Origin of the sequence: Nostoc sphaeroides, from assembly GCF_003443655.1 — a bacterium.
In the GTDB taxonomy this organism is placed as follows: Bacteria; Cyanobacteriota; Cyanobacteriia; order Cyanobacteriales; family Nostocaceae; genus Nostoc; species Nostoc sphaeroides.
The window spans coordinates 5519828-5545027 of sequence record NZ_CP031941.1 but is presented as its reverse complement, the minus strand read 5'-3'; the positions used below and the strand labels follow the sequence as shown (position 1 = coordinate 5545027).

General features: G+C 43.2%; 18 protein-coding genes. 11 read left to right on the top strand and 7 right to left on the bottom strand.

The annotated features are described in order from the left end of the window. Nucleotides 1–9 precede the first annotated feature (9 nt). Nucleotides 10–1197: a tyrosine--tRNA ligase gene (gene tyrS / locus D1367_RS24740; protein WP_181985215.1), complete on the bottom strand. Its 1188-nt coding sequence runs from the start codon at nt 1195–1197 to the stop codon at nt 10–12. Nucleotides 1198–1370: 173 nt separating this feature from the next. Here tyrS and D1367_RS24735 point away from each other — a divergent pair, with 173 nt between their 5' ends. Next, on the top strand, nt 1371–3296 hold the full coding sequence (locus D1367_RS24735) for a transglycosylase domain-containing protein (RefSeq protein ID WP_118169009.1): 1926 nt from the start codon (nt 1371–1373) through the stop codon (nt 3294–3296). A gap of 131 nt (nt 3297–3427) precedes the next feature. Here the strand turns inward: D1367_RS24735 and D1367_RS24730 are convergent, their stop codons facing one another. Both D1367_RS24730 and D1367_RS24725 read right to left on the bottom strand, forming a co-directional pair. Next, nucleotides 3428–3751, bottom strand: a complete 324-nt coding sequence (locus tag D1367_RS24730; RefSeq protein WP_118169007.1) for a DUF1825 family protein — start codon at nt 3749–3751, stop codon at nt 3428–3430. A 137-nt stretch (nt 3752–3888) separates the two neighbouring features. Next, complete coding sequence (locus tag D1367_RS24725; RefSeq protein WP_118169005.1) at nt 3889–4809, bottom strand: J domain-containing protein; 921 nt, start codon at nt 4807–4809, stop codon at nt 3889–3891. A gap of 189 nt (nt 4810–4998) precedes the next feature. Between D1367_RS24725 and D1367_RS24720 the strand changes: the two genes are divergently transcribed. Beyond that, entirely contained in the window at nt 4999–5373 is a 375-nt protein-coding gene (locus D1367_RS24720; RefSeq protein ID WP_118169004.1) for an NINE protein, read from the top strand. Between the two features lie 13 nt (nt 5374–5386). Next, entirely contained in the window at nt 5387–5920 is a 534-nt protein-coding gene (locus tag D1367_RS24715; protein WP_118169002.1) for a ComEA family DNA-binding protein, read from the top strand. A gap of 109 nt (nt 5921–6029) precedes the next feature. On the opposite strand, the gene D1367_RS32930 is transcribed toward D1367_RS24715, so the two are convergent. Together D1367_RS32930 and lepB are read right to left on the bottom strand one after the other, a co-directional pair. Then, nucleotides 6030–6152 carry a hypothetical protein gene (locus D1367_RS32930; RefSeq protein ID WP_267255612.1) on the bottom strand — a complete coding sequence of 41 codons (123 nt, stop codon included), beginning with the start codon at nt 6150–6152 and terminating at the stop codon, nt 6030–6032. Nucleotides 6153–6331: 179 nt separating this feature from the next. Continuing rightward, entirely contained in the window at nt 6332–6904 is a 573-nt protein-coding gene (lepB, locus tag D1367_RS24710) for a signal peptidase I (RefSeq protein WP_118169000.1), read from the bottom strand. A gap of 1512 nt (nt 6905–8416) precedes the next feature. Here lepB and D1367_RS24705 point away from each other — a divergent pair. Then, on the top strand, nt 8417–9331 hold the full coding sequence (locus D1367_RS24705) for a polysaccharide deacetylase family protein (protein ID WP_118168998.1): 915 nt from the start codon (nt 8417–8419) through the stop codon (nt 9329–9331). Nucleotides 9332–9448: 117 nt separating this feature from the next. Here the strand turns inward: D1367_RS24705 and D1367_RS24700 are convergent, their stop codons facing one another. Beyond that, nucleotides 9449–10192, bottom strand: coding sequence for a class I SAM-dependent methyltransferase (locus tag D1367_RS24700; RefSeq protein WP_220450977.1), 744 nt, complete (start codon nt 10190–10192; stop codon nt 9449–9451). Nucleotides 10193–10757: 565 nt separating this feature from the next. Next, nucleotides 10758–15452, bottom strand: coding sequence for a glutamate synthase-related protein (locus tag D1367_RS24695; protein WP_118168996.1), 4695 nt, complete (start codon nt 15450–15452; stop codon nt 10758–10760). A 991-nt stretch (nt 15453–16443) separates the two neighbouring features. Between D1367_RS24695 and D1367_RS24690 the strand changes: the two genes are divergently transcribed. The 7 genes from D1367_RS24690 (at nt 16444) to tuf (ending at nt 25099) form a co-directional block, all read left to right on the top strand. Continuing rightward, nucleotides 16444–18486, top strand: a complete 2043-nt coding sequence (locus tag D1367_RS24690; RefSeq protein ID WP_118171644.1) for a phosphodiester glycosidase family protein — start codon at nt 16444–16446, stop codon at nt 18484–18486. 420 nt (nt 18487–18906) lie between these two features. Further along, on the top strand, nt 18907–19326 hold the full coding sequence (locus D1367_RS24685) for a cupin domain-containing protein (RefSeq protein ID WP_118168994.1): 420 nt from the start codon (nt 18907–18909) through the stop codon (nt 19324–19326). 419 nt (nt 19327–19745) lie between these two features. Continuing rightward, on the top strand, nt 19746–20075 hold the full coding sequence (locus D1367_RS24675) for a HesB/IscA family protein (protein ID WP_118168990.1): 330 nt from the start codon (nt 19746–19748) through the stop codon (nt 20073–20075). A gap of 148 nt (nt 20076–20223) precedes the next feature. Then, nucleotides 20224–20607 carry a 30S ribosomal protein S12 gene (gene rpsL / locus D1367_RS24670; protein ID WP_045868172.1) on the top strand — a complete coding sequence of 128 codons (384 nt, stop codon included), beginning with the start codon at nt 20224–20226 and terminating at the stop codon, nt 20605–20607. 552 nt (nt 20608–21159) lie between these two features. Next, nucleotides 21160–21630: a 30S ribosomal protein S7 gene (rpsG, locus tag D1367_RS24665; RefSeq protein ID WP_069070112.1), complete on the top strand. Its 471-nt coding sequence runs from the start codon at nt 21160–21162 to the stop codon at nt 21628–21630. A gap of 137 nt (nt 21631–21767) precedes the next feature. Further along, entirely contained in the window at nt 21768–23846 is a 2079-nt protein-coding gene (gene fusA / locus D1367_RS24660) for an elongation factor G (protein WP_118168988.1), read from the top strand. Nucleotides 23847–23869: 23 nt separating this feature from the next. Continuing rightward, complete coding sequence (gene tuf, locus D1367_RS24655) at nt 23870–25099, top strand: elongation factor Tu (protein ID WP_118168986.1); 1230 nt, start codon at nt 23870–23872, stop codon at nt 25097–25099. Nucleotides 25100–25200: the final 101 nt, after the last annotated feature.

Below are 25200 nucleotides of genomic sequence, written 5' to 3'. Positions count from 1 at the left end.
ACTCCCCATTTAAGGCACTAATCGGACAAACTTATTTTTCCCAACTTGTAAAACCTTACCTTGTAATTCAGCAACAGAAGCAAAAGTAGTATCAACATCGGTAATGCGATCGCCATCTAAGCGCACTCCACCTTCTTGAATTTTTCGCTTACCTTCACCCGTACTTTTGCATAAACCAGTGACATTGAGAATATACGCTAACTTAGTGGGATGCGATACCTCAGCTAGAGAGAATTCTGGAACTGCACCTTCCATTCCACCGCTTTGGGCGGCAACTTTTGCCTCTTGGGCTGCTTGTTCACCGTGGTACTGTTTGACAACTTCATAAGCTAAAAGTGTCTGGCGATCGCGGGGATTTTCTGGCAGTTGATCCAAAGGTAAATCTGTCAGCAGTTCAAAATACTCCTTCAGCAGATTATCTGGAACTCCTTGTAACTTCTGATATTTTTGCCCCGGATGTTCTGACAAACCAATATAATTACCCAAAGACTTGGACATTTTTTGCACCCCATCCGTGCCAATCAAAATCGGCATTAGCATCCCAAACTGGGGTTTTTGACCAAAATGGCGTTGCAAATCTCTGCCTACAGCAATGTTAAATTTTTGATCAGTCCCTCCCAATTCCACATCTGCCTCAACGGCAACGGAATCAAAACCTTGCATTAAGGGGTACAGGAACTCATGGATAAAAATTGGATTCTCTTTTTTATAGCGATCGGCAAATCCTTCTTTCGCTAACATCTGCCCCACCGTCATCGTCGAGAGTAACTCCAAAATTTTCTCTAAGTTGAGCTTAGAGAGCCATTCTGAGTTATAACGTACCTCTAATCTTCCTGGTGTGTCAAAATCCAAGATAGGGCGTACTTGATCGAGATAAGTCTGAGCATTTTGGGCTACATCTGCTTCTGTAAGCTGACGACGCACTTCAGATTTACCTGTTGGATCGCCAATACGTGCGGTAAAATCGCCAATAATCAGAACTGCTATATGGCCTGCATCTTGAAACCCTCGCAGTTTCCGTACTGGTATGCTATGACCAAGATGAATATCAGTACCTGTAGGGTCAATACCCAATTTGATCCTCAAAGGTTGGTTTGTAGTTACCAAGCGCTTTTCTAGAGTTTCACTGTTAACATCAGTTGGTTGTGGGAAAACTTCTACCACACCACGACGCAGCCAAGCAAAATCTGGCGTCATACTAGAAAATCCACTGTTAGCTATGTTTTGCACATTAGAAGTTAAGTTGGTTATAAACACTTGCAATTTATCCGCTTTCTCATCTGCCAAACTACTATAATTGCAAAAAATTAACCGCCTTGCTCCGTCCAATCAATTACAGTTAAATTTACAAGTGAGGAAGTGAAATCGCCGTGTCGTCTTCTAGGACTTTTGAAGATAAACAGCCACAACGTCGGGCTTCATCAGGTTTTGAGTTTTTGAAAGGAGTCGGTCAGGTAACTGGCGGTACTCTCCTCTCAATGACCATGCTGGCAAGTTCCATTGTAGCCGGAGGACTGGTTGGTTTAGCCATTAGTTTCCGCAATTTGCCAGATGTCAGACAGCTACGTAACTTCTTTCCCTCAGAAACAACTTACATCTATGACGTTAAGGGTAAACTTTTAACCAGTATCCACGGGGAAGCCAACCGGGAAGTTGTGCCCCTGGATAGAATTTCCCCGAATTTAAAACGGGCAGTATTAGCAAGTGAAGATAGCCACTTCTACGATCACCACGGTATCAACCCTACTGGTGTTGGCCGTGCTGTAGTAGTTAACGCTGTAGCAGGTGGAGTCAAAGAGGGTGGCTCTACTGTTACTATGCAATTGGTAAAAAACCTATTTTTATCTCGCAAGCGTGCCTTTACCCGTAAGTTAGCAGAGGCTGTGCTAGCAATCCGGTTAGAGCAAATTCTCACTAAAGACCAAATTTTAGAAATGTACCTCAATCAAGTTTATTGGGGTCATAACAATTATGGTGTACAAACGGCAGCCCGCAGTTACTTTAATAAGTCAGCAGAATATTTAACCTTGGGTGAGTCAGCAATGATGGCGGGTTTGATCCAAGCACCAGAAGAATTCAGCCCGTTTGCCAGCACTAAACTGGCAAAACAGAAACAAAAAGAAGTGCTGGGACGGATGCTGGAGTTGAACTGGATCAATCAGTCAGAGTACGACAGTGCCCTCAAGCAAGAAATCAAATATGGTAAAATCAAATCCTTTCAAGGTAGTGCCCTACCTTATGTAACCAATACCGTAGCGCAGGAGTTGGCTAAAAAGTTTGGGCGTGAGACACTGCTTAAAGGCGGGATGCGGGTACAAACTACAGTTGATGCCAATTTCCAAATGATGGCAGAGGAAACTGTCAGCAAGTGGCATAAATCACTGCTAGGTCAGGGATTATCTAAGAATCAAATCGCCTTGGTAGCAATTGACCCCCGGACGCATTTTATCAAAGCACTGGTGGGTGGTGTAGATCCTAAGACCAGTGAATTCAATCGTGCAACTCAATCTCAACGTCAGCCTGGATCTTCCTTTAAACCGTTTGTATACTATACTGCTTTTGCCACTGGTAAGTATGGGCCAGACTCAACGGTGGTAGATGCCCCAGTCAGTTATCGAGATGGTGACGGTTGGTACTTTCCCAGAAATTATGATGGGGGTTTTAGCGGAGCTATGCCAATCCGCACAGCTTTAGCCCAGTCACGTAACATTCCTGTGATCAAAATTGGTAAGGCTGTGGGCATGAATAGAGTCATAGAAACCTGCCGCACCTTGGGCATTATGAGTCCGATGGAACCTGTTAGCTCTCTGCCTCTAGGTGCAATTGGTGTTACTCCCCTGGAAATGGCTAGTGCCTATGCAACCTTTGCTAATTATGGCTGGCAATCTCCACCCACTGTAATTGCCCGTGTCACCGATAGTAGTGGTAACGTGTTATTAGATAACACCCCTAAACCACAGCGAGTTCTCGATCCTTGGGCCTCAGCAGCAATTATCGATGTGATGCGAACGGTAGTTACTAATGGTACTGGTAAAGGTGCTGCCATAGATCGTCCAAGCGCTGGGAAGACGGGTACAACTTCCTCAGAAAAGGATATCTGGTATGTTGGCACTGTGCCACAACTAACAACTGCTGTGTGGGTGGGAAGGGACGACAACAGACAATTAGCTAGTCGGGCGACGGGTGGCGGTATGGTTGCTCCCATCTGGAAAGATTTTATGGAGAAGGCACTTAAGAACACACCAGTAGAAAACTTTAAGCCACCTTCCCAGTTTTCTCGGCCTAAGTCAAATTAAAGTTAGGAGTGATAAGTTATGAGTTATGAGTTTATTGAGAACTCCTAACTCCAAACTCCTAACTCCAAACTCCAAACTCCAAACTCCTAACTCCTAACTCCTAACTCCTAACTCCAAACTCCTAACTTTTTTTAAGCTGGTTTTTCTAGTTCGGCTTTCATCCGTTCTAAAGTGACGTGCATTTGGTCAAACATTTGTTGCGGGGTGACACCGAACTGACCTAATTGTGTTTTCAGTTGTTCTACTGTCATTTGTGCCATGAAATCTTCTGATAGCTCGAAGCGCTTCATAAAGATGCGATACCGATCCATCATGGCTTCCATTTTGTCAATAAATAGCTTTTTGCCATCGCGGTCAAATTTGCCGTAGTTATTACCAAGCTTGACTAGTGCTTGATAATCCTCAAACAGCTGTTTTGCTTCTTGCTGAATTATCTCAGAATCGAAGAATCCCATATTGCTTATATTAAACTGAGTATCCAGACTCAGCAGCTTAATAGTTTTACTTCTATTATTATTTTAGTCTAGGAGAGTAATCTAGTGACGAAGCTTCGGTTTTAGTACGGTTTGTTACCGAAATTTCAACACTTGACTTAAGAACCTTTGCCTTGTGTAAAGTGACTAAATAAAGCCGCAATACTCATAGCTTTAGCCGTTGATTTCGGATTGGCGTTTTCACCCGCTTCAATTTTCAGTTCAGGAGCGTATTTCAAAGCTAATGAATTTTGCGGGTTAAGTTTTAATGCTTGACGAATGTAAACCCTGGCCATCCCGGTAAACTTCTGTTTTAGATGTACCAAACCTAATAAGGCATAATAGTCGCTGCTATTTGGCTCTAACTTGATGGCATCACGCAGTTCTTGCACGGCTTGAGGCCATTTGGCTTGGCTAACGTATTGATTAGCTCGCTCGTAGTGCCGTTGAGCGTAGCCTGTCAAATCTGGTTTGACATTAGTTTTTTCATTTAATAACAATTCAACTGGCTTGACTTCTACCTTAGGAATGGTGGGAACAGCTTCTTGCGCCATGAACATGTTTGGTTTATGCAACCGTAAGTATACTAAATTCAGTGTACTAATTTGTTGCGTCACCTGATAAAACTTATCTAATAATTTATATTGATCTTCTGCATAGTAGGCGATCGCTTCTTCGTAAAACAATTCTGCTTGGGGTGTAGACATTTCCATAATTTTCTGAACTACGGCACTTTGAGAAGACAAAGGCTTCTGCTCTAAAGCTTTTGCTTGTGATTGCAGCATAGCGATCGCAGCATAGCGCTTATCTCGATGTTTCAGTTGTTCATAAGCTGGATTGATTAAATGGCTAAATATTGCCGTTGCTAATTCTTGGTCTGGATTGCAGTTTTTGGTATGGCGATCGGCATGTAGCAGCTTCGCTAAAGTGTGATAGCGTTTAAAAATCTGGCGATCGTCAGCAATTACAGAAATTCCTAATACAGCGTAAGGATCACAAAGCTGTTGAAGCGATTTTGGCGGGAGGAAGGTCTGTGACATAGTAGTAATTAAGCTGTTAAAAACTTAAAATTAGCATCAAAGCTCAATGCATAGTCATGTGAAACTTACTCAACTTTCTGCAAATACTAAATTATGTCTGGGATTTCCCATCTAAAAATCTGAAGGGCAAGGCAAGATAGTTGACTGTCTGATTGTCCAAACTGTGGTATTGGTATATTTATTAGAAATATGTTGACTAAGCGCAAAAGTCGAAGTGTTGCAGCTGTTTTAGCTTTTTCTGGCACGCTGACAATTTCAGGATTACATAAATTCTATCTGGGACAGCCGTTGTGGGGTGTTTTGTATGTGTTGCTTTCCTGGACGCCGATCCCCAAGGTAGCTAGTGCCATTGAGGGAGTTTGGTATTTAGCCCAAGATGAAGAAGTTTTTGATCGTAATTTTAATCTCGGCAAGTCAGCAACAAGAAACTCACAAAAGGCGAGTAATCAGGTAGGAGCGATCGCTGAGGCAATGCGAGAATTGGATGCTTTGCGCCAGGATGGGCTAATTTCAGAGTATGAATTTGAGCAAAAGCGCCGCCAATTGCTAGACCAGATTTCTTGAGGTAAGCGACAACATGAATAACTGGCTACCTTTGAACCCCAGGCTGCAAAAACTCCGCGCCAAGCTCCTCAACGATCCCTACTATCGCTTACAATCTGGGGAAGAAATTCAGCTAGCGGCTAAATTAGGTATTCGCATTGATGCTAATCAAGCGACTGTAGATGATTGGTTACGCTTACCAGGTTTGTCAATTCACCAAGCGCGATCGCTTGTAGAACTTTCGCATTCGGGTGTTAAATTTTACTGTATTGAAGATATCGCTGCGGCTTTGGCTATACCAGCGCCGCGCCTGGAGCCATTAAAGCCTCTGCTGAATTTTATTTATTATGACCACGAATCTTTAGAAAGTCCTACGCATTTAGTCAACCCCAATACAGCAACAGTTGAAAATTTAGCCAAAATTCCATTTATAGATTTGTCTCTAGCGCAAGCAGTGGTGCAAAATCGGCAATCAGCCGGGCCTTACCGTAACCTGGCTGATTTCCAACGGCGGTTAGAGTTAACTGGTGATGCGATCGCTCAACTGATGTATTATTTAAGGTTTTAAGTTAGAAGTTTTAAAATATAGAGCTTTTCGTTTGTATGCAATATATTTTGACCTCACTTCCATTCCTCTCTTCTAAGAGGAGAGAGGCTTTGAATCTTACTCCCCAACGCTACAAGGGTTGGGGCAATACGGTTCGCTTAAAGAAAGAGACGCGATAAATCGCCGTCAAGACAAAGGACTGATTATTGTAAAGACGGCGATTTATCGCGTCTTTATGATCTATAACTTTCATTAAAAAACCTTATCCGAACTATATTGAGGGTTGGGGTTGGGGTTGGGGGTTAGGTCTATATAACTCCAAACTCCAAACTCCAAACTCCTAACTCCAAACTCCTAACTCCTAACTCCTAACTCCTAACTCCTAACTCCTAACTCCTAACTCCTAACTCCTAACTCCTAACTCCTAACTATTTAAATAAACCCAATGCGATCAAGAGGCCAAAAGCGAAACGCTGCTCGACCAATGACATTTTCTCTGGGTAAAAAGCCCCAATAACGAGAGTCATTGCTATCGTTGCGGTTATCTCCCATGACAAAAAACTCATCTTCTGGAACTTTCACTGGCCGATATGGCTGATTTGGCGGTTCAGCGATGTAGTCTTCCGCCAAAGGTTGACCATTGAGATAGACTTTGCCCGAAGCAACACTAACTACCTCACCAGGCTGGCCAATAACCCGCTTGATAAAGGCTTGGTCTTTGGGATATCCTCGACGTTGTAGTTCTGCGGGTGGCTGAAAAACAATAATATCCCCAGTTATGGGAGGGTGAAAATGGTAGGATATTTTTTCAACTACCAAGCGATCGCCTGTATGTAAGGTAGGCAGCATCGAATCAGAAGGTATATAGCGGGGTTCGGCGATAAAAGTCCTGATTAGAAATGCCAAACACAATGCGATCGCAATTAAAATCAGATTTTCTTGCCAACTACGCCATCCTTTTAAGGACGCACGCTCTTCTTTTGCATCACTTTCGTGAGGAATCATAAAAGTTTCTAGCCAGTTTAAGAAGTGGAACAAATACCTTGATTATTTTGACTCAAAAGGTATACTAATAAACAAGCTGGATTCTGCATAAATCCATACTAGATATTAAATAATACAATTATCGCATCTACCAAAGATAAGCAAAATTACTGTAAATTAACTATGACCTGTCTAAGGCAATATAAGCTGCTGATTAGAATTTTTAGATAAATAATTAAAAATCTTAATTCTAATTGCTGCAATTATAAGGCAAGTTATGAGATGATTTTCATTTTTGCTTCTTACTGCTAAAAAAGCAGTTACCGATTGGTAGAGCGATACAGCCAGTCGGTTTTTTCTTGGAGCAGAAAATTGGTCGTTGAGTAGCAAAACAATTTAGGGACTTCCAATAAATAAATTACCCAATCTTGTGGGGTGGGCGACACGAGCGCCCGTAGCCCAAGGCTCTGCTTTTTAGCCCACTCCACGTATATTTCAAAAATCTCGCGTATTCTGAATTTTACGTCAACTGATTCTACTGAATTTTTATTTTTGTATAGATATATACTACAAAACTACTATTTTAAAAGTTTGGCCATAAAGATGTGAATGAATTGCGTAATTTTACTGTGACAGTATATACTAGATTGCACTATTAATAATATATATATCTCCCCTACTATCAAGAAGAAGATTAACAGACAAAAAGCTAGTAGTAATTTAGGCTTAAGTATCAGCATCAAAAACAGAGTTAAGCTGCTGATAAAATCATTTATGCTGAATGATTTAAAGTATCTAGATTAACGAACAAATGCCCCTTGGCAATGAGAAACTATATTTAATCAATTTTCGTCTGTCTATTTCATAGAAAGTTCAAGCCAACATTCTGTAAGTTAAAAATTTAACTTTTTCTTAAAAAGGAAGGAATGGCAGCAGGCAGTAAGATATATCTTATCAAGAATAAAGCTAATAGTTTATTAGACTCTTTTCTGAAAGATACCCCGCCCCTTGTAAGTAGTTTTGTATATTAGTTAAATAATTTACTCAGCTACAAATTATACAGCTTTCCTGTCAGAAAGTCTTGCTATAAAAACTTCAGCCCACAAAAAATGCAAATTGTAGGCGTGACAGTTGATCTGCATCTTATTTGCAAAATTATAAAACTTAAAAGGATAATGCTGCCTTAGCGGTGAAAAGTAAAAGACAGAAACTAATTCAGAACTCCGATAAAAAAGATTTTGAGGTGTCATTAATTATTCGATTGCGCTCATCCCTGAGAGCTAGCGGTAAGAATGTGGAAGTTCAGACCTCGCCTTTTATAACAAGTATTGTATAAGCGATCGCCCAAATCTAGAGCATCTAGATTTCAGTTAAAGCTGTATAGTCTGTCTTCTCGATTGTGAATTTTCGTTATTCCCGATTCCAATTTTCAGGATTACCAGAAAGCAGCTGGTATCTAAGATATCTAAAAAAATGTGCTATAACGTACCGTCATAACGTGGTTGATGGTTCGATCTTTGAAGGAGCTATGAGGTGGAAAACAATAAGTCGTTTCTGTGGCCAGAAGGAATATTAATTGCACTGCTTGCCTTATGTGGTGTTTTTAGCCTTGCTTTCATGATGCTTTTAAGGCCAAATCCTTCGGAGGCTCAGAGTAGACAAAGTATAAATGTCAAGGATGTAACTGCAAACGTAGGAACTCAGCAGCGCATTGAGAAATTAAAGGCGGCGATGCTTACAAGTTGGCAGCAACAAGCACAAACAAAAGGGTTATCCTACGCTATACCATCACGTTTTCAAGGGGCAATAGTTAAAGCGGCAAAACTCACTAAGGAGCAGAAAGTAATTGCTCTCACCTTTGATGATGGCCCTTGGCCCCAGACCACAGAACAAGTGCTAGATATTCTAAAATCAAATAATATCAAAGGGACGTTTTTTGTCGTTGGGCAGAACCTAAAAAATTATCCAGAATTAGGAAAGCAAATTGTAGCTCAAGGTCACGTCATTGCCAACCATACTTGGCATCACTGGTATCACTTCTTTAACTCACAAGCTGCTGCTTTTGAAATTGACCGCACAACAGACCTCATTTATCAAGTTACAGGTGCTAAAACAAATCTCTTCCGACCGCCTGGTGGCATCCTGCATAATGGATTAGCTGCTTATGCTAAAGGCAAAAAATATACTGTGGTGATGTGGTCTGCTGACTCCACAGACTACAAGTTGCCATCTGTACCAAAGTTGATCAATAACGTGATTAAAGATTCAAAACCTGGTGGTATTGTGCTAATGCATGATGGTGGTGGTAACCGTTCTAGAACTGTGCAAGCTTTACCAGAAATTATTAGCAACTTTAGAAAGCAAGGTTATCGCTTTGTGACTATTCCAGAGCTTTTAGAAATGGAAGATGCAGACCAAAAGTTGATTGCTAATAAAAACAAAAAGTAATAATTATTAATTATAGTTAATTAAGTCGGCGAGGAAAATTTATAAGTATGTAATGAAAAATTAATCTGAGCAATTGGAGTTAAATTTTCCACGTCGTGTACTTCAATGAAATGGCGTTTAACCCAGCGATGGAGAGGCAATAACTGTCCAAGTTGCCATATATGTTCCAGCGTATTTATTGGAATAGTCAGTAGTGCTATTGGGAACAAACCAGTCAGGAGTTGTCTTCTGCTGTCGAACCTTTTTATCCAAGCCAATTTGTAGGGAAATATTTTCGTAAACAATTTTTGCCTTTACAGCTTCCAGCAATTTTTCTAGCACGTTTTGTAGCCATTCTGCCCGAACATAAAGATTATGGGATGGATGGTCACCATAAGCAAAAGGTACAATAAGTACCAAATATCCTTTGTCGCTTATTAGTTTGTCTAAACAGAATTGAACGAGTTCTTGATCGTCCTTTTGTTCTAGTGTTTCCTTATCGACATTGTGAAAGAGCAAGCCTGCTAGGACGACGGCATCAAATTTTTGATTTTCTGAAGCCAATTCTGGTAGTGCTATCGATAAATCTTTGGCAGCAAACTTTTTATTGGGGTATAGGTTTGAACAATATTGAATTGCAGCTTCACTGTGATCGATGCCAAGGTAGTCACATCGCTCAGATAGATATTTGTTCAAAGCCGCATTTCCACATCCTAAATCTAACAAAGAGAATGAACGTTGCTTGAATACCTCATCAAGATACCAAACTGATGGTGTGTATCGGGTAGCATTTTCAGGAGATTCAAAGTATGAATAATAATCATCTTGAAAACGTTCTTCTTCAGAAGTTTTGCGATTGGGAGCTTGTTCTTCTATAAGCATTTTTATAGACAAATCCTACTTGTTAGTAAACATTTATATGGAAGTCTACCAGCATTTAGAGAATGCCTTCTATACCCAATTAGGTAGATTTCAGAACAGTGTTGATCTCGACTTGATAGCACCTGAGTTCGACGGAAAAAAATGCCCGAAAACATTATAAATAAAGCTTTTCATTGAAAAACGTACTCGGACTTTGTTCTCAACAAATCTACCATAATGAGAATAAACACTATATTCTCAATAAATGGCTTTGATTATCAATAAATGTGGAAAAGCGCCTAGCTCATTTGGTCTGAAAGCTTATCAGACAATCTTTTCACGCTAATTTCTTATATCGAACTCAGGCTTATAGCGGTTCTCGTTTACGTGAGGTACACCCGTAGGGGCACGGCATGCCGTGCCCCTACTTAGAGGATGTTTGAAAAGTGTCGTATAGCACATCAAATTCTGACAAAATTCAGGCGGCTGCTTTGGGCATTCAAAAGGGTTTTCGCAGAGTACTTGTTTGTGCTGCTTCTTTGACGGGAGAATGCCTTAAGGCAGAGGATGAGAACGGTTACAGTTACTAATGACTAGTCACTAAACTGAACTCAGTTGTTTTTTCAGGATTAGCTTCAGGACTATCAGCTTCAGAAGGCGGAACCAACTGCCAGAATTTCGGCAAAAATTCTTGCCAGTTTTCCAGAATTTTCTTCGCCTTTGGTGAACCAGTGCGTTCCGCATGAGTTTTGATTAACTCTTGCAATTGCTTTGCACCTGCTTCTGTAATCACCCGTTGGATTTTGACAATTTCCGGGTTGACTAACTCACGAAATGAGTCGTTTTCATCTAAGAAGTACGCCAGTCCACCAGTCATTCCGGCTGCTACGTTACGTCCTACTTTACCGAGGACGACAATCACACCACCAGTCATGTATTCACAGCAGTGATCCCCAGCGCCTTCAATCACTGCTATGCCTTTGGAATTTCTTACAGCAAAGCGCTCTCCTGCTAAACCGTTGGCAAATAACACGCCACCAGTAGCACCATAGAGGCAGGTATTGCCAACTATCACGTTTTGTGATGCGTTATAGGTAGCATCAGCTGGAGGTTTGATAATGATTTCACCACCATGCATCCCTTTGCCTACGTAGTCGTTTGCCTCTCCTTGTAGGGTCAGAATTATACCAGGGAGGTTGAATGCACCAAAGCTTTGCCCAACACTACCTGTGAAATTGAGATTAATTTGTCCTTCAAAGTCGCTGTCACCATATTGAGAAGCGATCGCTCCTGCTAATCTTGTGCCTACTGTTCTGTCAGTATTGACAATAGGGTAAGTCTTGGTAACAGTGGACTGATCCCGAATGGCAGTCTGAATTTCGGCATCAGCAAGCATCTCGTCATCCAAAACCACGCCGTTGCTGTGGACTTCTTCATGCAGCAACCAACTACGATTGTCTCTGGTATCTGGTAGCTTCAGTAAACAGTCCAGATTCAGCGATCGCGTTTTGGTGAGTTTTGCTTCTGGGCGCAGTTTCAACAAATCTGCACGTCCAATGATTTCTGACAAAGAACGGTAGCCTAGTCGTGCTAACAAACTACGCACTTCTTCGGCGATGAAGTAAAAGAAGTTAACAACCTGTTCCGGTATTCCCGTAAACCGCTTGCGGAGTTCTTCTTTTTGAGTAGCAACACCCACAGGGCAGGTGTTCATGTGGCAAACTCGCGCCATGACACAGCCTTCAGCAATCATGGCAATAGAGCCGAAACCGAATTCTTCACCGCCCATCAATGCACCTATTACCACATCCCAGCCACTTTTCAGACCGCCATCTACGCGCAAAATCACGCGATCGCGCAGGCTATTTTCGATCAAGACGCGATGCACTTCACTTAAACCCAGTTCCCACGGTGAACCAGCATGTTTAATCGAACTTAGTGGCGATGCACCTGTACCACCATCATGTCCAGAAATCTGGATAATATCAGCGTTTGCCTTGGCTACACCAGCTGCGATCGTGCCAATGCCAACTTCTGCAACTAGTTTTACCGACACCTTGGCTTTGGGATTAATTTGGTGCAGGTCAAAAATCAGTTGCGCTAAGTCTTCAATCGAATATATATCGTGGTGCGGTGGTGGTGAAATCAGCGTCACACCTGGCTTCGAGCGCCTTAACATCGCAATGTATTGGCTCACTTTCGGCCCTGGTAGCTGTCCACCTTCCCCAGGTTTAGCACCTTGGGCAATTTTGATTTCAATTTGTTTGGCGTTGACTAGGTACGCTGGCGTAACCCCAAAGCGTCCCGATGCAACTTGCTTGATGGCACTATAGGCTTGATCACCATTCCGCAATCCTTTTAAATGAGGTAAGGTTGGCGAGTGACCAGACTCGTCTACATCATCTAAAACTGTATAGCGCACTGGGTCTTCGCCGCCTTCTCCAGAATTTGATTTACCGCCAATGCGATTCATGGCGATCGCTAAAGTTTCATGAGCTTCTCTTGACAAAGCGCCTAAAGACATGCCACCAGTGCAGAAACGCTTGACAATTTCAGTTACCGACTCTACTTCTTCTAGAGAAATTGGGGTGCGATCGCCTTGGAAGTCTAGCAAGTCACGCAAGGCTGTTACTGGCCTACCTTGAAGATGCTTCTTGTAAACTTCGTAGTGGTCGTAATTTTTGCCATCTAAAGCCTTATGCAGCGCCTTAACCATTTCTGGGCTATTCATGTGGTACTCGCCGCCAGGACGGTACTGCACAAAGCCCAGGTTTTGTAACTTATTAGCCGTCACTTCTGGGAAAGCTTTGCAGTGGAAGGAAAGCACTTCATCAGCTAGTTCGCTAACACTCAAACCACCGATGCGGGAAGTCGTACCCCGGAATCCTAGTTCGATTAAATCTCCACCGATGCCAATAGCTTCAAATATTTGGGCTGCTTGATAGCTGGAGAGCAGAGAAATTCCCATCTTGGAGAGAATTTTTAGCAAACCTGACTCTACTGCTTTGCGATAGTTTCCTAAAGCTTGTTCTAAGGTGAGGGTAGGAATTTTTTCTACACCCATTAACTTTTGAGTTTTGGGATCAGACCACCAATCACGCACCGTATCCAAAGCCATATACGGGCAAACTGCACCAGCACCGTAGCCAATGAGACAAGCAAAGTGATGAGTACTCCAGCATTGGGCAGTATTGACAATCAGGGATGTTTTCATTCGCAGCCCTTCCCGAATCAGGTGATGATGCACAGCACCCACTGCTAACAGGGGAGGAATGTATGTATCTTCTGGGCTAATACCGTCATTTGCCTTATCGCTTAAGATTAAAATCCTTGCACCTGCGCGGACTGATTCAGCTGCTTGTGCTTGTAAAGATTGGACTGCGGCCTTTAATCCTTCAGGGCCGGTAGCGATCGCAAATCGGGTTGACAACTCAGCCGTGGCAAATCCTGACAGCTTAATTGCCTCTAACTCATCATCGGTTAACACTGGCGATTCCAGCTTCAATCTCCGAGCATATTCGGCTTTAGGTTCTAATAAGTTACCCCGTTCACCCAGTTCTACTTTCAGAGACATCACTAGCTTTTCCCGCAGGGGATCGATCGCTGGGTTCGTCACCTGAGCAAAACGCTGTTTGAAATAGTCATAAAGCAGGTGGGGTTTTGTTGACAGCACTGCTAAAGGAATATCATCCCCCATGCAGAAAGTCGGCTCTGAACCGGCGATCGCCATTGGATGAATCACCATTTCCACATCTTCTGTGGTGTAGCCAAAGGCAGTTTGCAGCTGAAGCAATGTTTGCTTGTCAATTTTGTCAGTTGTATTATGCCCGTTACCATTCTCAGCAGCCAGATGTCCATTTCCATTCACATGTGCCGACTGACTACTGACAATTTGTTTGAGTTCTTGACGGTACTGTTGCAGCCATTCACCATAAGGGTGCTGCTTGGCAATGCGTTGCTTAATCTCCCAATTTTTCAGGACTTCATGATTTACTAAATCCACGGCAATCATTTGTCCTGGGCCAAGTCTACCTTTCTCGACAATATCGGCTTCTGGAAAGTCAACTACACCAGCTTCGGAAGCTACGACAATGTAATCATCCTTAGTAATCACGTAGCGAGCTGGTCTTAAGCCATTACGATCTAGAGTTGCACCAACTTTTTTGCCATCACTAAATACTAAAAGTGCTGGTCCGTCCCACGCTTCTTGCAAACCACTGTAATATTCGTAGAAATCAACAATTTCTGGAGAGTCACGTAAAGAAGGCTGATTTTGGTAAGCCTCTGGAACCATAATCATTAAAGCTTCCAAAGGGCTGCGTCCAGAACACACCAGTAATTCAAAAACGTTGTCTAGGGTAGCTGAGTCGCTGTTATCAATATGAACTAATGGCTTGAGTTCCTTGATGCGATCGCTCCATACAGGATGATCCAGACTAGCTTCTCGTGCCATCATCCAGTTGATGTTACCCAACAAAGTATTGATTTCGCCGTTGTGACCCAAAAGCCGCATCGGTTGAGCTAGGGGCCACTTGGGCATTGTGTTGGTACTAAAGCGGCGGTGATAGACAGCAAAGGCGCTTTTGTAAGCTGGATTTTTTAAATCGTCATAAAAGTTGCCCAAGACAGCAGAACGCACCATGCCTTTATAGACAATTGTGCGGCTTGACAACGAGCAGATATAAAATTCTTCTGAGACGTTGGTTGCAACTTTACTAATTCGGCGGCGGGTAATGTACAACTGCCGTTCTAATTCATCGCCGCTTTTGTCAACAGAAGCTAACAAAACTTGTTCAATCTGGGGTTGATTTTCTCTTGCTTGTACCCCAAGTAAATCAGGTTGCACTGGCACAACTCGCCAACCAAGTACAGTGAATTTTTCTTCAGCAGCCACTTGCTCAACTGTCGTCCTAGCTTTTTGTGCTGCTTCCTGGTCTTGTGGTAGAAATATCATTCCCACACCTATATTATTGGTGGATGGAAATTCCTTTCCACTTTCGGCAAAGTCTTGTTGGAACAACTCCCAAGGGATAGCTGTCAATACTCCAGCACCATCACCAGAATCTTGATCGGCGCTACAACCTCCCCGGTGTTCTAAGCAGGTTAAAGCAGCTAAGGCTTTTTCGACTATTTCGTGGCTGGTATGATTTTGGCGATGAGCAATAAAACCTACACCACAGGCATCTCGTTCCTCTACTAACCACTTTTGCCCCTGATAGGTATCTCTTGAGTTGATATTCGCTGTGATTTGTTGGTCTTGATTCATCGGTTTATTATTCATACCCTGTTCCTGAAGTATTGAGTTACCAATTTTGCCACTACGTTAGGGGAAAAAATTTCTAAATTCAGCGATGGAAAAATATACAAGCACCGAAATTTAGGGAAAAAAAATTTTAACTTCGGTTTTACTTTGTTAGTTCACCCGTGTTAAAATTTTGCGTACTTTTTATGTATTTATGCGGTATTAGACAAGTTACCTCCGCCAAGACATCATTTTTGCCCTGACAGTTTCTTTTTTATATTCTGAAGCTAAGTATTTTTTCAATTTTTTTTTCCAGATGCACGCTAGCTACTCATGGAGCCTATTTCGGCTCACCTGAAACAAAACTAAAACTGAACGCTGCACTATTTTTTAAAGCCAAAGTCCAGATAATTCGTAATTGATCGTGACGATCAATAACTCACTCTAAGCAGTCGCTTTGCGTTTCTTAGAGAAGCTATGTTAAAGGCTTTACGCTACGCTACCTTAATTCGTGGTTGCAATCAGTGAGGGGTTCTACCCTCCATTGTCTTGTTAACCATTGAATTAAAAATCGAGTCTGAGCTGGTGTACCCTTTTAATTACGAATTAGTAATTATTTGGTTATCCTGATCCAGCAATAAAATCAGCGTATTACAATATATACCCATTTGACAATTCCCAAATATCTTTGTTGTCTAGAGTTTTGCCGCTTACCAGTTGGCACATGTATTACTATTAACTAGACCTTACTGAATTAGCAACATTCAGTCAGGATCAAATATCTTAATCCAGTTTTGATAATCAAAACTACCGTGTATAGTGTGGTTAGAATTAGTGCCAGTTAAAACACTTGATTGCAGTGGCTTTAGCGTCTAAATAAATTGATTGGGTTTAAAAGAGATAACTAGCCAATATATAGAATAGCATATTTTTTCAAAAAAAACTCATGTTTTTTTTATATTTCCAAATAATTAGTTAGTTTATACATTGGCTGATAGTTTTCAAAAAAACCTAGTAAATTATGGTAAAAATGCCGAATTATTGCCAATCAGGGAATGGCGATCGCAAAGCCCGCCGTAGGCATCGCAGATTTTTCCGGGCTACTGTGTCACCAATATTTTTAATAACACTATGCTTAACTACTACCTGTACTACTAACGCCAAATCAATACCAGAGCTGATCTCACAGTTACCTACACCTGCTTTAACAGGCGTAGTATCCTCTGGTAATCAAATTTCCCTGAATGGTCGTACTCTACCAGGAACTTGGTTCCAGCGACCTGAAAAAGCTGGTCGGATTACAACTCATCTGAGTGATGGGGCATTTAGGCAATTAATTGGAGTAAATTTTTTAAACAGTAGTAACTCAGCAAGGCAACCAATACAGTGGTTTTCATCGGTGACAAAGCCACTGGTTTTATCCACCAAGTTACTAGGAGCCTATCGCTATCTGGATATTACTAATTTTGCTCAAACATCTGGATGGGAAATCCGAACCAATGGCAACATTTTGGTGATTGCTACCCCAAAAGCACAAATTACAAATATTGTTCAGAGCCAGGAACCTCCAGAGGCGAGTGCCCCTTTGCAACAGGCTCGGATTCTTATCAATTTAGATCATCCAACTCCCTGGCAAGTTGCACAAGGGTCAATTATTAAAAAAATTGAAACTCCATCCCTCGATCCAGACATACCAACCCCAAAATCCACTGTACCGCCAAATAGAGAGTGGACAATTACCCTGGATGGAATAGCCGATCCCCTTTTGATAGAACGCTATACCCCCCAGCCACCAGCAGCACCAGCAGCACCACCAACATTGCTGCCAAACTTGCTTAAACAATTATTACCAGTTACACCAACACAACCAATACCACCAGCACCAGCACCAGCCCCTGAACCACTAATTCAACAAGTGCAGGTGGTGAAAAACCAAACCATAATTAGTCTGAGCGTTCCCTTTGGTCTATCGCCTCAAGTTAGTACTGTCGCTAACCCCAATCGCCTGATTATCGATATTCGACCCGATCCCCTAGAAGAACGAGATATTACTTGGGCCCCAGGATTGCGCTGGCGACAGCATTATGTCAACTTAGGCACAGAACGCTTCCCTGTGGTTTGGTTAGAAGTTAATCCTCGTAAATTTGGGCTAACGCTGAAACCTATGTGGGCTAGTCCTGATGGGCTTGCGGGTACTGCTCCCTTAATTCAAACAGCACAACGTTACTTAGCGGTAGCTGGAATTAACGGTGGTTATTTTAACCGCAATAATAAATTGCCCTTGGGTGCGATTCGTCGGGATGGTCAGTGGTTATCAGGCCCCATTCTCAACCGGGGTGCGATCGCTTGGAATGATTCAGGTCAATTTTACTTCGGTCGTCTCACCTTAGAAGAAACTTTAACTACGGCAAATGACCAACGCCTACCAATTCTGTTCCTCAATAGTGGCTACGTCCAAAGTGGCATTGCTCGTTACACCCCAGCTTGGGGATCAACTTACACGCCCTTGACGGATAACGAAATTATTTTAGTGGTACAGAAAGACCAAATTACTCAACAGTTACCAGGCGGCAAAGTTGGTGAGACGGCCGTTCCCATTCCCCAGGATGGCTACCTACTAACCTTACGCGCCAACGCTGCTAGTGCTGCCTCACAGCTACCTATTGGTACCGCAGTAAGTATTTTTAGTGCCACTACGCCCACTAATTTTAGTCGTTATCCGCATATTATCGGAGCCGGTCCGCTATTAGTCCAAAATCGTCAAATTGTCGTTGATGCCAAAGGCGAAAAATTCAGCAATGCCTTTATTGCCGAAAAGGCTATTCGTAGCGGTATTTGCACAACAGCAACAGGCACATTGATGATTACTGCGACACATAATCGTGCCGGCGGATATGGCCCTAATTTGGCAGAACATGCCCAATTGCTGCAACAGATGGGCTGTGTGGATGCCCTAAATTTGGACGGAGGTAGTTCTACCAGCCTTTACTTAGGAGGACAACTACTCGATCGCTCGCCTAGTACAGCTGCTCGTGTTCATAATGGAATTGGTATTTTCCTGAAACCACGATAATCAGGGAGTAGAGAATGGGGAGTCAGGAGTGGGGGACAAGGGAGATGAGGGAGATGAGGGAGATTAGGGGATAACTCCTAACTCCTAACTCCTAACTCCTAACTCCTAACTCCTAACTCCTAACTCCTAACTCCTAACTCCTAACTCCTAACTCCTAACTCCTAACTCCTAACTCCTAACTCCTAACTCCTAACTCCTAACTCATTTTTTAAAGATTTGAACAAGCTGTAATTTTGCTTGATGAAGACTTGGTGTAGATGCAAGAGTTTTAGGAGTGATGATTTACACTGTCACGTTTGATTTTGCTATCTTTATCAAGGTGCGACAAAATTGCTGATTTCCAACGTTGCAAGATAGCGCCAGATTTTTTATCAATAGTAAGAGTATCAACGGTTTGTTATGTCTCCAAATGAGGTAACTATGGCTCGATATCAAGAAACTACACAGACTGAGACTCTACACTTACCTTCAATTATCACATCCAAAGGCGTTGCTGCAACTGAGTTACGTCCTTGGGGTGCTTTTACAGTTTTGGAAGAAGGGCGCGGATACAAAATCAAGCGCATTGAAGTTAAGCCCGGACACCGCCTCAGTTTACAAATGCACCACCACCGCAGTGAACATTGGATTGTCGTATCTGGTACAGCTAGGGTAACTTGTGGCGAGAGAGAAGTTCTACTGAGCAATAATGAGTCAACTTATGTACCCCAATGTACATCTCATCGTTTAGAGAATCCTGGTGTGATCCCCTTGGTGTTGATTGAAGTGCAAAATGGCGAATACTTGGGAGAAGATGATATTATTCGCTACCAAGATGACTATGCCCGTACCAAAGATTAAAGCTCTAATCTAAAAACTGAATACCCCCCTTCTATTACTCTCGTTAAATAAAAATCATAACCCTTGATTTTTAAGGGTTTGATAAATTTACGACGGGTAGGTTGGGTTGAGGGACGAAACCCAACACGAAAAATCCTTGGTTTTGTTGGGGTTTCACGAATGTTCAACCCAACCGACATTTTTTTCTTTCCTCAGAGTCATAAAAGAGCGATACATTTTTGTGCAAACCGTCTTTGGGAACCACTGCACCCCAGAAGTCCCTACCTAGTTAAGGTGGGGACGAAAGCATGTTGTGCTATAAATGTAGTAATAGCGATCGCGCTCATAGCTTTCGATAAATTGGAATTTTCAAAAAGCTAAGATTAACCCATCTGTCTGTAAAATGAAGATGGGGTCTTCAATTGTAAAAAACGAGTTCCATGATTCATCTGAGTCAAGCAGCCGCGAGTGAGATTGGGCGAATCAAGTCCAAGCAGCAGCCAAATGTCTTATTTCGATTGGCAGTAAAACCAGGTGGTTGTTCTGGATTCTTTTATGAAATGTCCTTCGATGAAGCAATAAAAGTTGGCGACCAGGTTTTCGACTTGGATGAGCTTCAAGTAGTCATAGATGCCGCCAGCTTAAATTACCTCAACGGTTTGAGGGTGGATTATTCAGAAGACTTAATGGGTGGTGGTTTTCGCTTTCAGAATCCCCAGGCGATCGCAACCTGTGGCTGTGGTAATTCATTCTCCACAACTAGTCAATAGTCCAAAATTTAGCGATCGTTTGCCAATAACAAAGGAAAAATGACCAAGTAATTAAGGAAAAATTACAATTGACATAAACCCGTAAAAAACGATATAATTAGGATTTGTTAAAACTTAGACATATAAGCAGCTTTACGCGCTGTAACTCATGCCAACAATACAGCAGCTAATACGTAACGAGCGCGAACAAGCGCGTCAGAAAACCAAGTCCCCGGCTCTGAAACAATGCCCCCAACGTCGGGGAGTTTGTACCAGAGTATACACGACCACACCAAAAAAGCCTAACTCAGCTCTACGTAAAGTAGCGAGAGTCAGACTTACCTCTGGATTTGAAGTCACAGCTTATATTCCAGGTATTGGTCACAACTTACAAGAACACTCAGTTGTGATGATTCGTGGCGGTCGGGTTAAGGATCTACCAGGCGTGAGATACCACATTATCCGTGGCACTCTAGATACAGCCGGAGTCAAAGACCGCAAACAAGGGCGTTCCAAGTATGGAACCAAACGTCCGAAAGCAGCGAAAAAATAGGATTAGGCGATTAATCGCATCCAATACGATTAATCGCCTACCTTAGAAGTGCCTAAGGACAAAAAACTATCAGGGTCTGTGTTCTAAGAGTAGTTATGAAAGCTGCTCAAGTCTGTTTAAAGAAAATCAAGCAAGCTACACCTACACTAAGCGAGCAAGTGTAGAAGTTCAGAAGAGAACGCTGTAACCCACAGCAAAATTCTAATCTGGACATTAAAGTTTAGAATGTTGTCCCCTTAAGTATTTAGTTGCAGCTAGCAAGTCAATGAATTTTAAATTTTAGACTTCGACCAAGCTAAATCGAGCGATTTACAATTTTGGATTGGTCGAACCCACAAGGGGATGAGGCTTACAGACTTTTGATTTTTTCCAATCCTTGTGGTCGGAACATCTACCAAAAACTCTAATCCAAAATTGGCAGTCAATAAGTCAGCCTTGCTGCAACAGTCGAAAACAAAATTCAGAAAGTCTGAGGGTTGAGTTCCACAGCTTTTAGTTTCCGGTGTCTGATAGCATATAATTTCGTTGCCAATTCCGAATTAAAGGTGAAGTATGTCTCGTCGTGGTGTTATTCAAAGGCGCCCAGTTCCGTCTGACTCTGTATATAACAGTCGCCTTGTGAGCATGATTATCAGGCGGATCATGCGTCATGGCAAGAAATCACTTGCCGCACGGATTGTTTATGATGCATTAAAAACTATTGAAGAACGCACTGGTGCTGGTGCTTTAGAAACCTTTGAAAGAGCAGTGCGAAATGCCACGCCTTTAGTAGAAGTAAAGGCTCGGCGAGTTGGTGGAGCAACCTACCAAGTACCAATGGAAGTGCGTACAGAACGCGGCACTACCCTAGCACTGCGTTGGTTAGTGCAATATTCCCGCTCCAGGCCAGGCCGGACAATGGCAAGCAAACTGGCAAATGAATTAATGGATGCTGCCAACGAAACTGGCAATGCGATTCGGAAACGTGAAGAAACGCACCGGATGGCGGAAGCTAACAAAGCATTCGCCCACTATCGTTACTAACTAGAAAAGCGATATATCGCTCTCTAGAAGCGGTATATCGTGGATTTACAAAAAAAGACGGTTTTCCCTAAAAGTATAGAATCTTAACAAAGAGTAATATACAAGATATCATGAGGCAAAAACTATAGGAGGTAGCTGTGGCACGCACGATCCCGCTAGAGAAAGTACGCAACATTGGTATTGCGGCGCATATAGATGCGGGCAAAACAACAACAACAGAGAGAATATTATTTTACTCTGGGATAATTCATAAAATTGGCGAAGTTCATGAAGGAACTGCCGTCACAGACTGGATGGAGCAGGAGCGGGAGCGGGGAATTACCATTACTGCTGCTGCTATCAGTACCAGTTGGAAAGATCATCAAATAAACATTATCGATACTCCGGGTCACGTAGACTTCACAATTGAAGTTGAGCGTTCCATGCGCGTGTTGGATGGTGTAATCGCAGTATTTTGTTCTGTGGGCGGCGTGCAACCGCAGTCGGAGACAGTGTGGCGGCAAGCAGAACGCTACAAAGTTCCTCGGATCGCCTTTATCAACAAAATGGATCGCACCGGAGCGAACTTTTATAAAGTTCACGAGCAAATCCGCGATCGCCTGCGGGCGAATGCGATCGCCATTCAATTACCAATTGGTAGCGAAAATGACTTCCGAGGTATCGTTGACCTAGTAGGGCAACGTGCGTATATTTACGCCAATGACCAAGGTACTGATATCCAGGAAACCGCTATCCCGGAAGAATTGCAAGCGCAGGTAGACGAATTCCGTACCAAGCTCATAGAAGCAGCGGCGGAAACCGATGATGCTCTGATGGCTAAGTACTTTGAGGGCGAAGAACTAACAGAAGAGGAAGTTCGGACTGCCCTGCGTAAAGGCACAATTGCGGGAACGATTGTACCAGTACTTTGTGGTTCAGCATTCAAAAACAAAGGCGTGCAGTTGATGCTGGATGCCGTTGTAGATTACCTGCCAGCGCCAAGTGAAGTACCGCCAATTCAAGGCTTACTGCCCAATGGCGATAGTGTTGAGCGGCGGGCTGATGACGACGAACCCCTAGCGGCTCTGGCATTCAAGATTATGGCTGACCCTTACGGTCGCCTGACATTTGTTCGCGTTTATTCTGGTGTCCTGAAAAAAGGCAGCTACGTTCTCAACGCTAGTAAGAATAAAAAAGAACGGATTTCCCGCTTAGTTCTAATGAAGGCAGATGATCGGCAAGATGTCGATGAACTGCGAGCGGGTGATTTAGGAGCAGCTCTGGGATTGAAAGACACCTTGACAGGTGACACCCTCTGTGATGATGGATCACCAGTAATCCTGGAATCCCTATTCATTCCTGAGCCTGTGATCTCGGTGGCGGTTGAACCCAAAACCAAGAACGACATGGACAAACTGTCCAAGGCTCTGCAATCTCTCTCAGAAGAAGACCCCACCTTCCGTGTCCGCGTCGATCCCGAAACAAACCAGACCGTAATCGCGGGAATGGGAGAGCTACACCTAGAAATTCTAGTAGACCGGATGTTACGAGAATTCAAGGTGGAAGCGAATGTAGGTGCGCCACAAGTAGCTTACCGAGAAACAATTCGGAAAGCTGTGAACAAAGTTGAGGGCAAATTCATCCGCCAAAGTGGTGGTAAAGGTCAATACGGTCACGTTGTGATCAATTTGGAGCCTGGAGAACCCGGTACTGGCTTTGAATTCGTTTCCAAAATTGCTGGCGGTACAGTACCTAAAGAGTATGTTGGCCCCGCAGAACAAGGAATGAAAGAAAGCTGCGAATCCGGTGTTCTAGCTGGATATCCGTTGATTGACGTTAAAGCGACGCTAATTGATGGGTCATACCACGATGTAGACTCTTCAGAAATGGCTTTCAAAATCGCCGGCTCAATGGCGATGAAAGAGGCTGTGCTGAAAGCTTCACCTGTCATCTTAGAGCCTATGATGAAAGTTGAAGTTGAAGTTCCTGAAGACTATATGGGGAACGTCATTGGCGACCTCAACACCCGCCGAGGGCAGATTGAAAGCCAAAGCACCGAAAAGGGACTCGCTAAGGTAACATCTAAAGTTCCATTGGCGAGTATGTTTGGCTACGCCACTGATATCCGGTCAAAAACGCAAGGTCGGGGTACCTTCACGATGGAGTTCAGCCACTACGAAGAGGTGCCTCGCAGCGTAGCTGAAACTATCATTGCAAAAAGCAAAGGGAACGCTTAGTTAAAATAAGGAAATGAGCATTCATGGCACGCGCAAAGTTTGAAAGGAATAAACCCCACATTAATATCGGTACAGTTGGCCACGTTGACCACGGTAAAACTACCTTGACAGCAGCCATCACCCTGACATTGGCAGCTCTTGGTCAAGCTGTAGCTAAGGGCTACGACCAAATTGATAATGCCCCAGAAGAAAAGGCACGGGGTATTACCATCAATACTGCTCACGTAGAGTATGAAACCGAAAGTCGGCACTATGCTCACGTAGACTGTCCAGGACACGCTGACTATGTGAAGAACATGATCACCGGTGCTGCCCAAATGGACGGAGGTATCCTCGTAGTTGCTGCTACCGATGGCCCTATGCCCCAAACCCGCGAACACATCCTGTTGGCAAAACAGGTAGGTGTTCCCAGTCTGGTTGTTTTCTTGAACAAAGAAGATTTGATGGATGACCCAGAACTCTTGGAACTAGTAGAACTAGAACTTAGAGAACTGCTTTCAAGCTACGATTTCCCTGGCGATGATATCCCCATTATCAAAGGCTCTGGTCTGCAAGCTCTGGAAGCAATGACTAAGAATCCCAAGACCAAACGCGGTGAAAATCCGTGGGTAGACAAAATCTACGAATTGATGGATGCTGTAGATTCTTACATCCCCACTCCTGAGCGGGATGTTGATAAACCCTTCCTGATGGCTGTAGAAGACGTGTTCTCAATTACAGGTCGTGGTACTGTCGCCACCGGTCGGATTGAGCGGGGTGTAGTCAAAGTTGGCGATAACGTTGAACTAGTGGGTATCAGAGATACTCGCGCCACTACCGTAACTGGTATTGAGATGTTCAAGAAGAGTCTCGACCAAGGTATGGCTGGAGATAACGCTGGCGTGCTACTCCGGGGTATCCAGAAGGCTGATATTGAACGGGGTATGGTCATCGCCAAACCTGGTTCGATTAAACCTCACAATGAATTTGAAGGTGAGGTTTATGTCTTAACAGAAAAAGAAGGTGGTCGTAAGACTCCATTTTTCGCTGGCTACCGTCCCCAGTTCTATGTGCGGACAACTGATGTAACTGGTACCATCAAAGCCTACACCTCCGATGAAGGCAAAGAAGTAGAAATGGTGATGCCAGGCGATCGCATCAAAATGACAGTAGAATTGATCAACGCGATCGCTATTGAACAAGGAATGCGCTTCGCTATCCGCGAAGGTGGTCGCACCATCGGTGCTGGTGTCGTCTCCAAAATTATCAAGTAGCACCTTTTCGCTCATAAAAAAGGAGCAGAGATGGTCTTTATTGTGCCTCTCTGCTCCTTTCTCTTCCTTTTTAATTAAAGGGGGAGTAGGGAGTAGGGAGT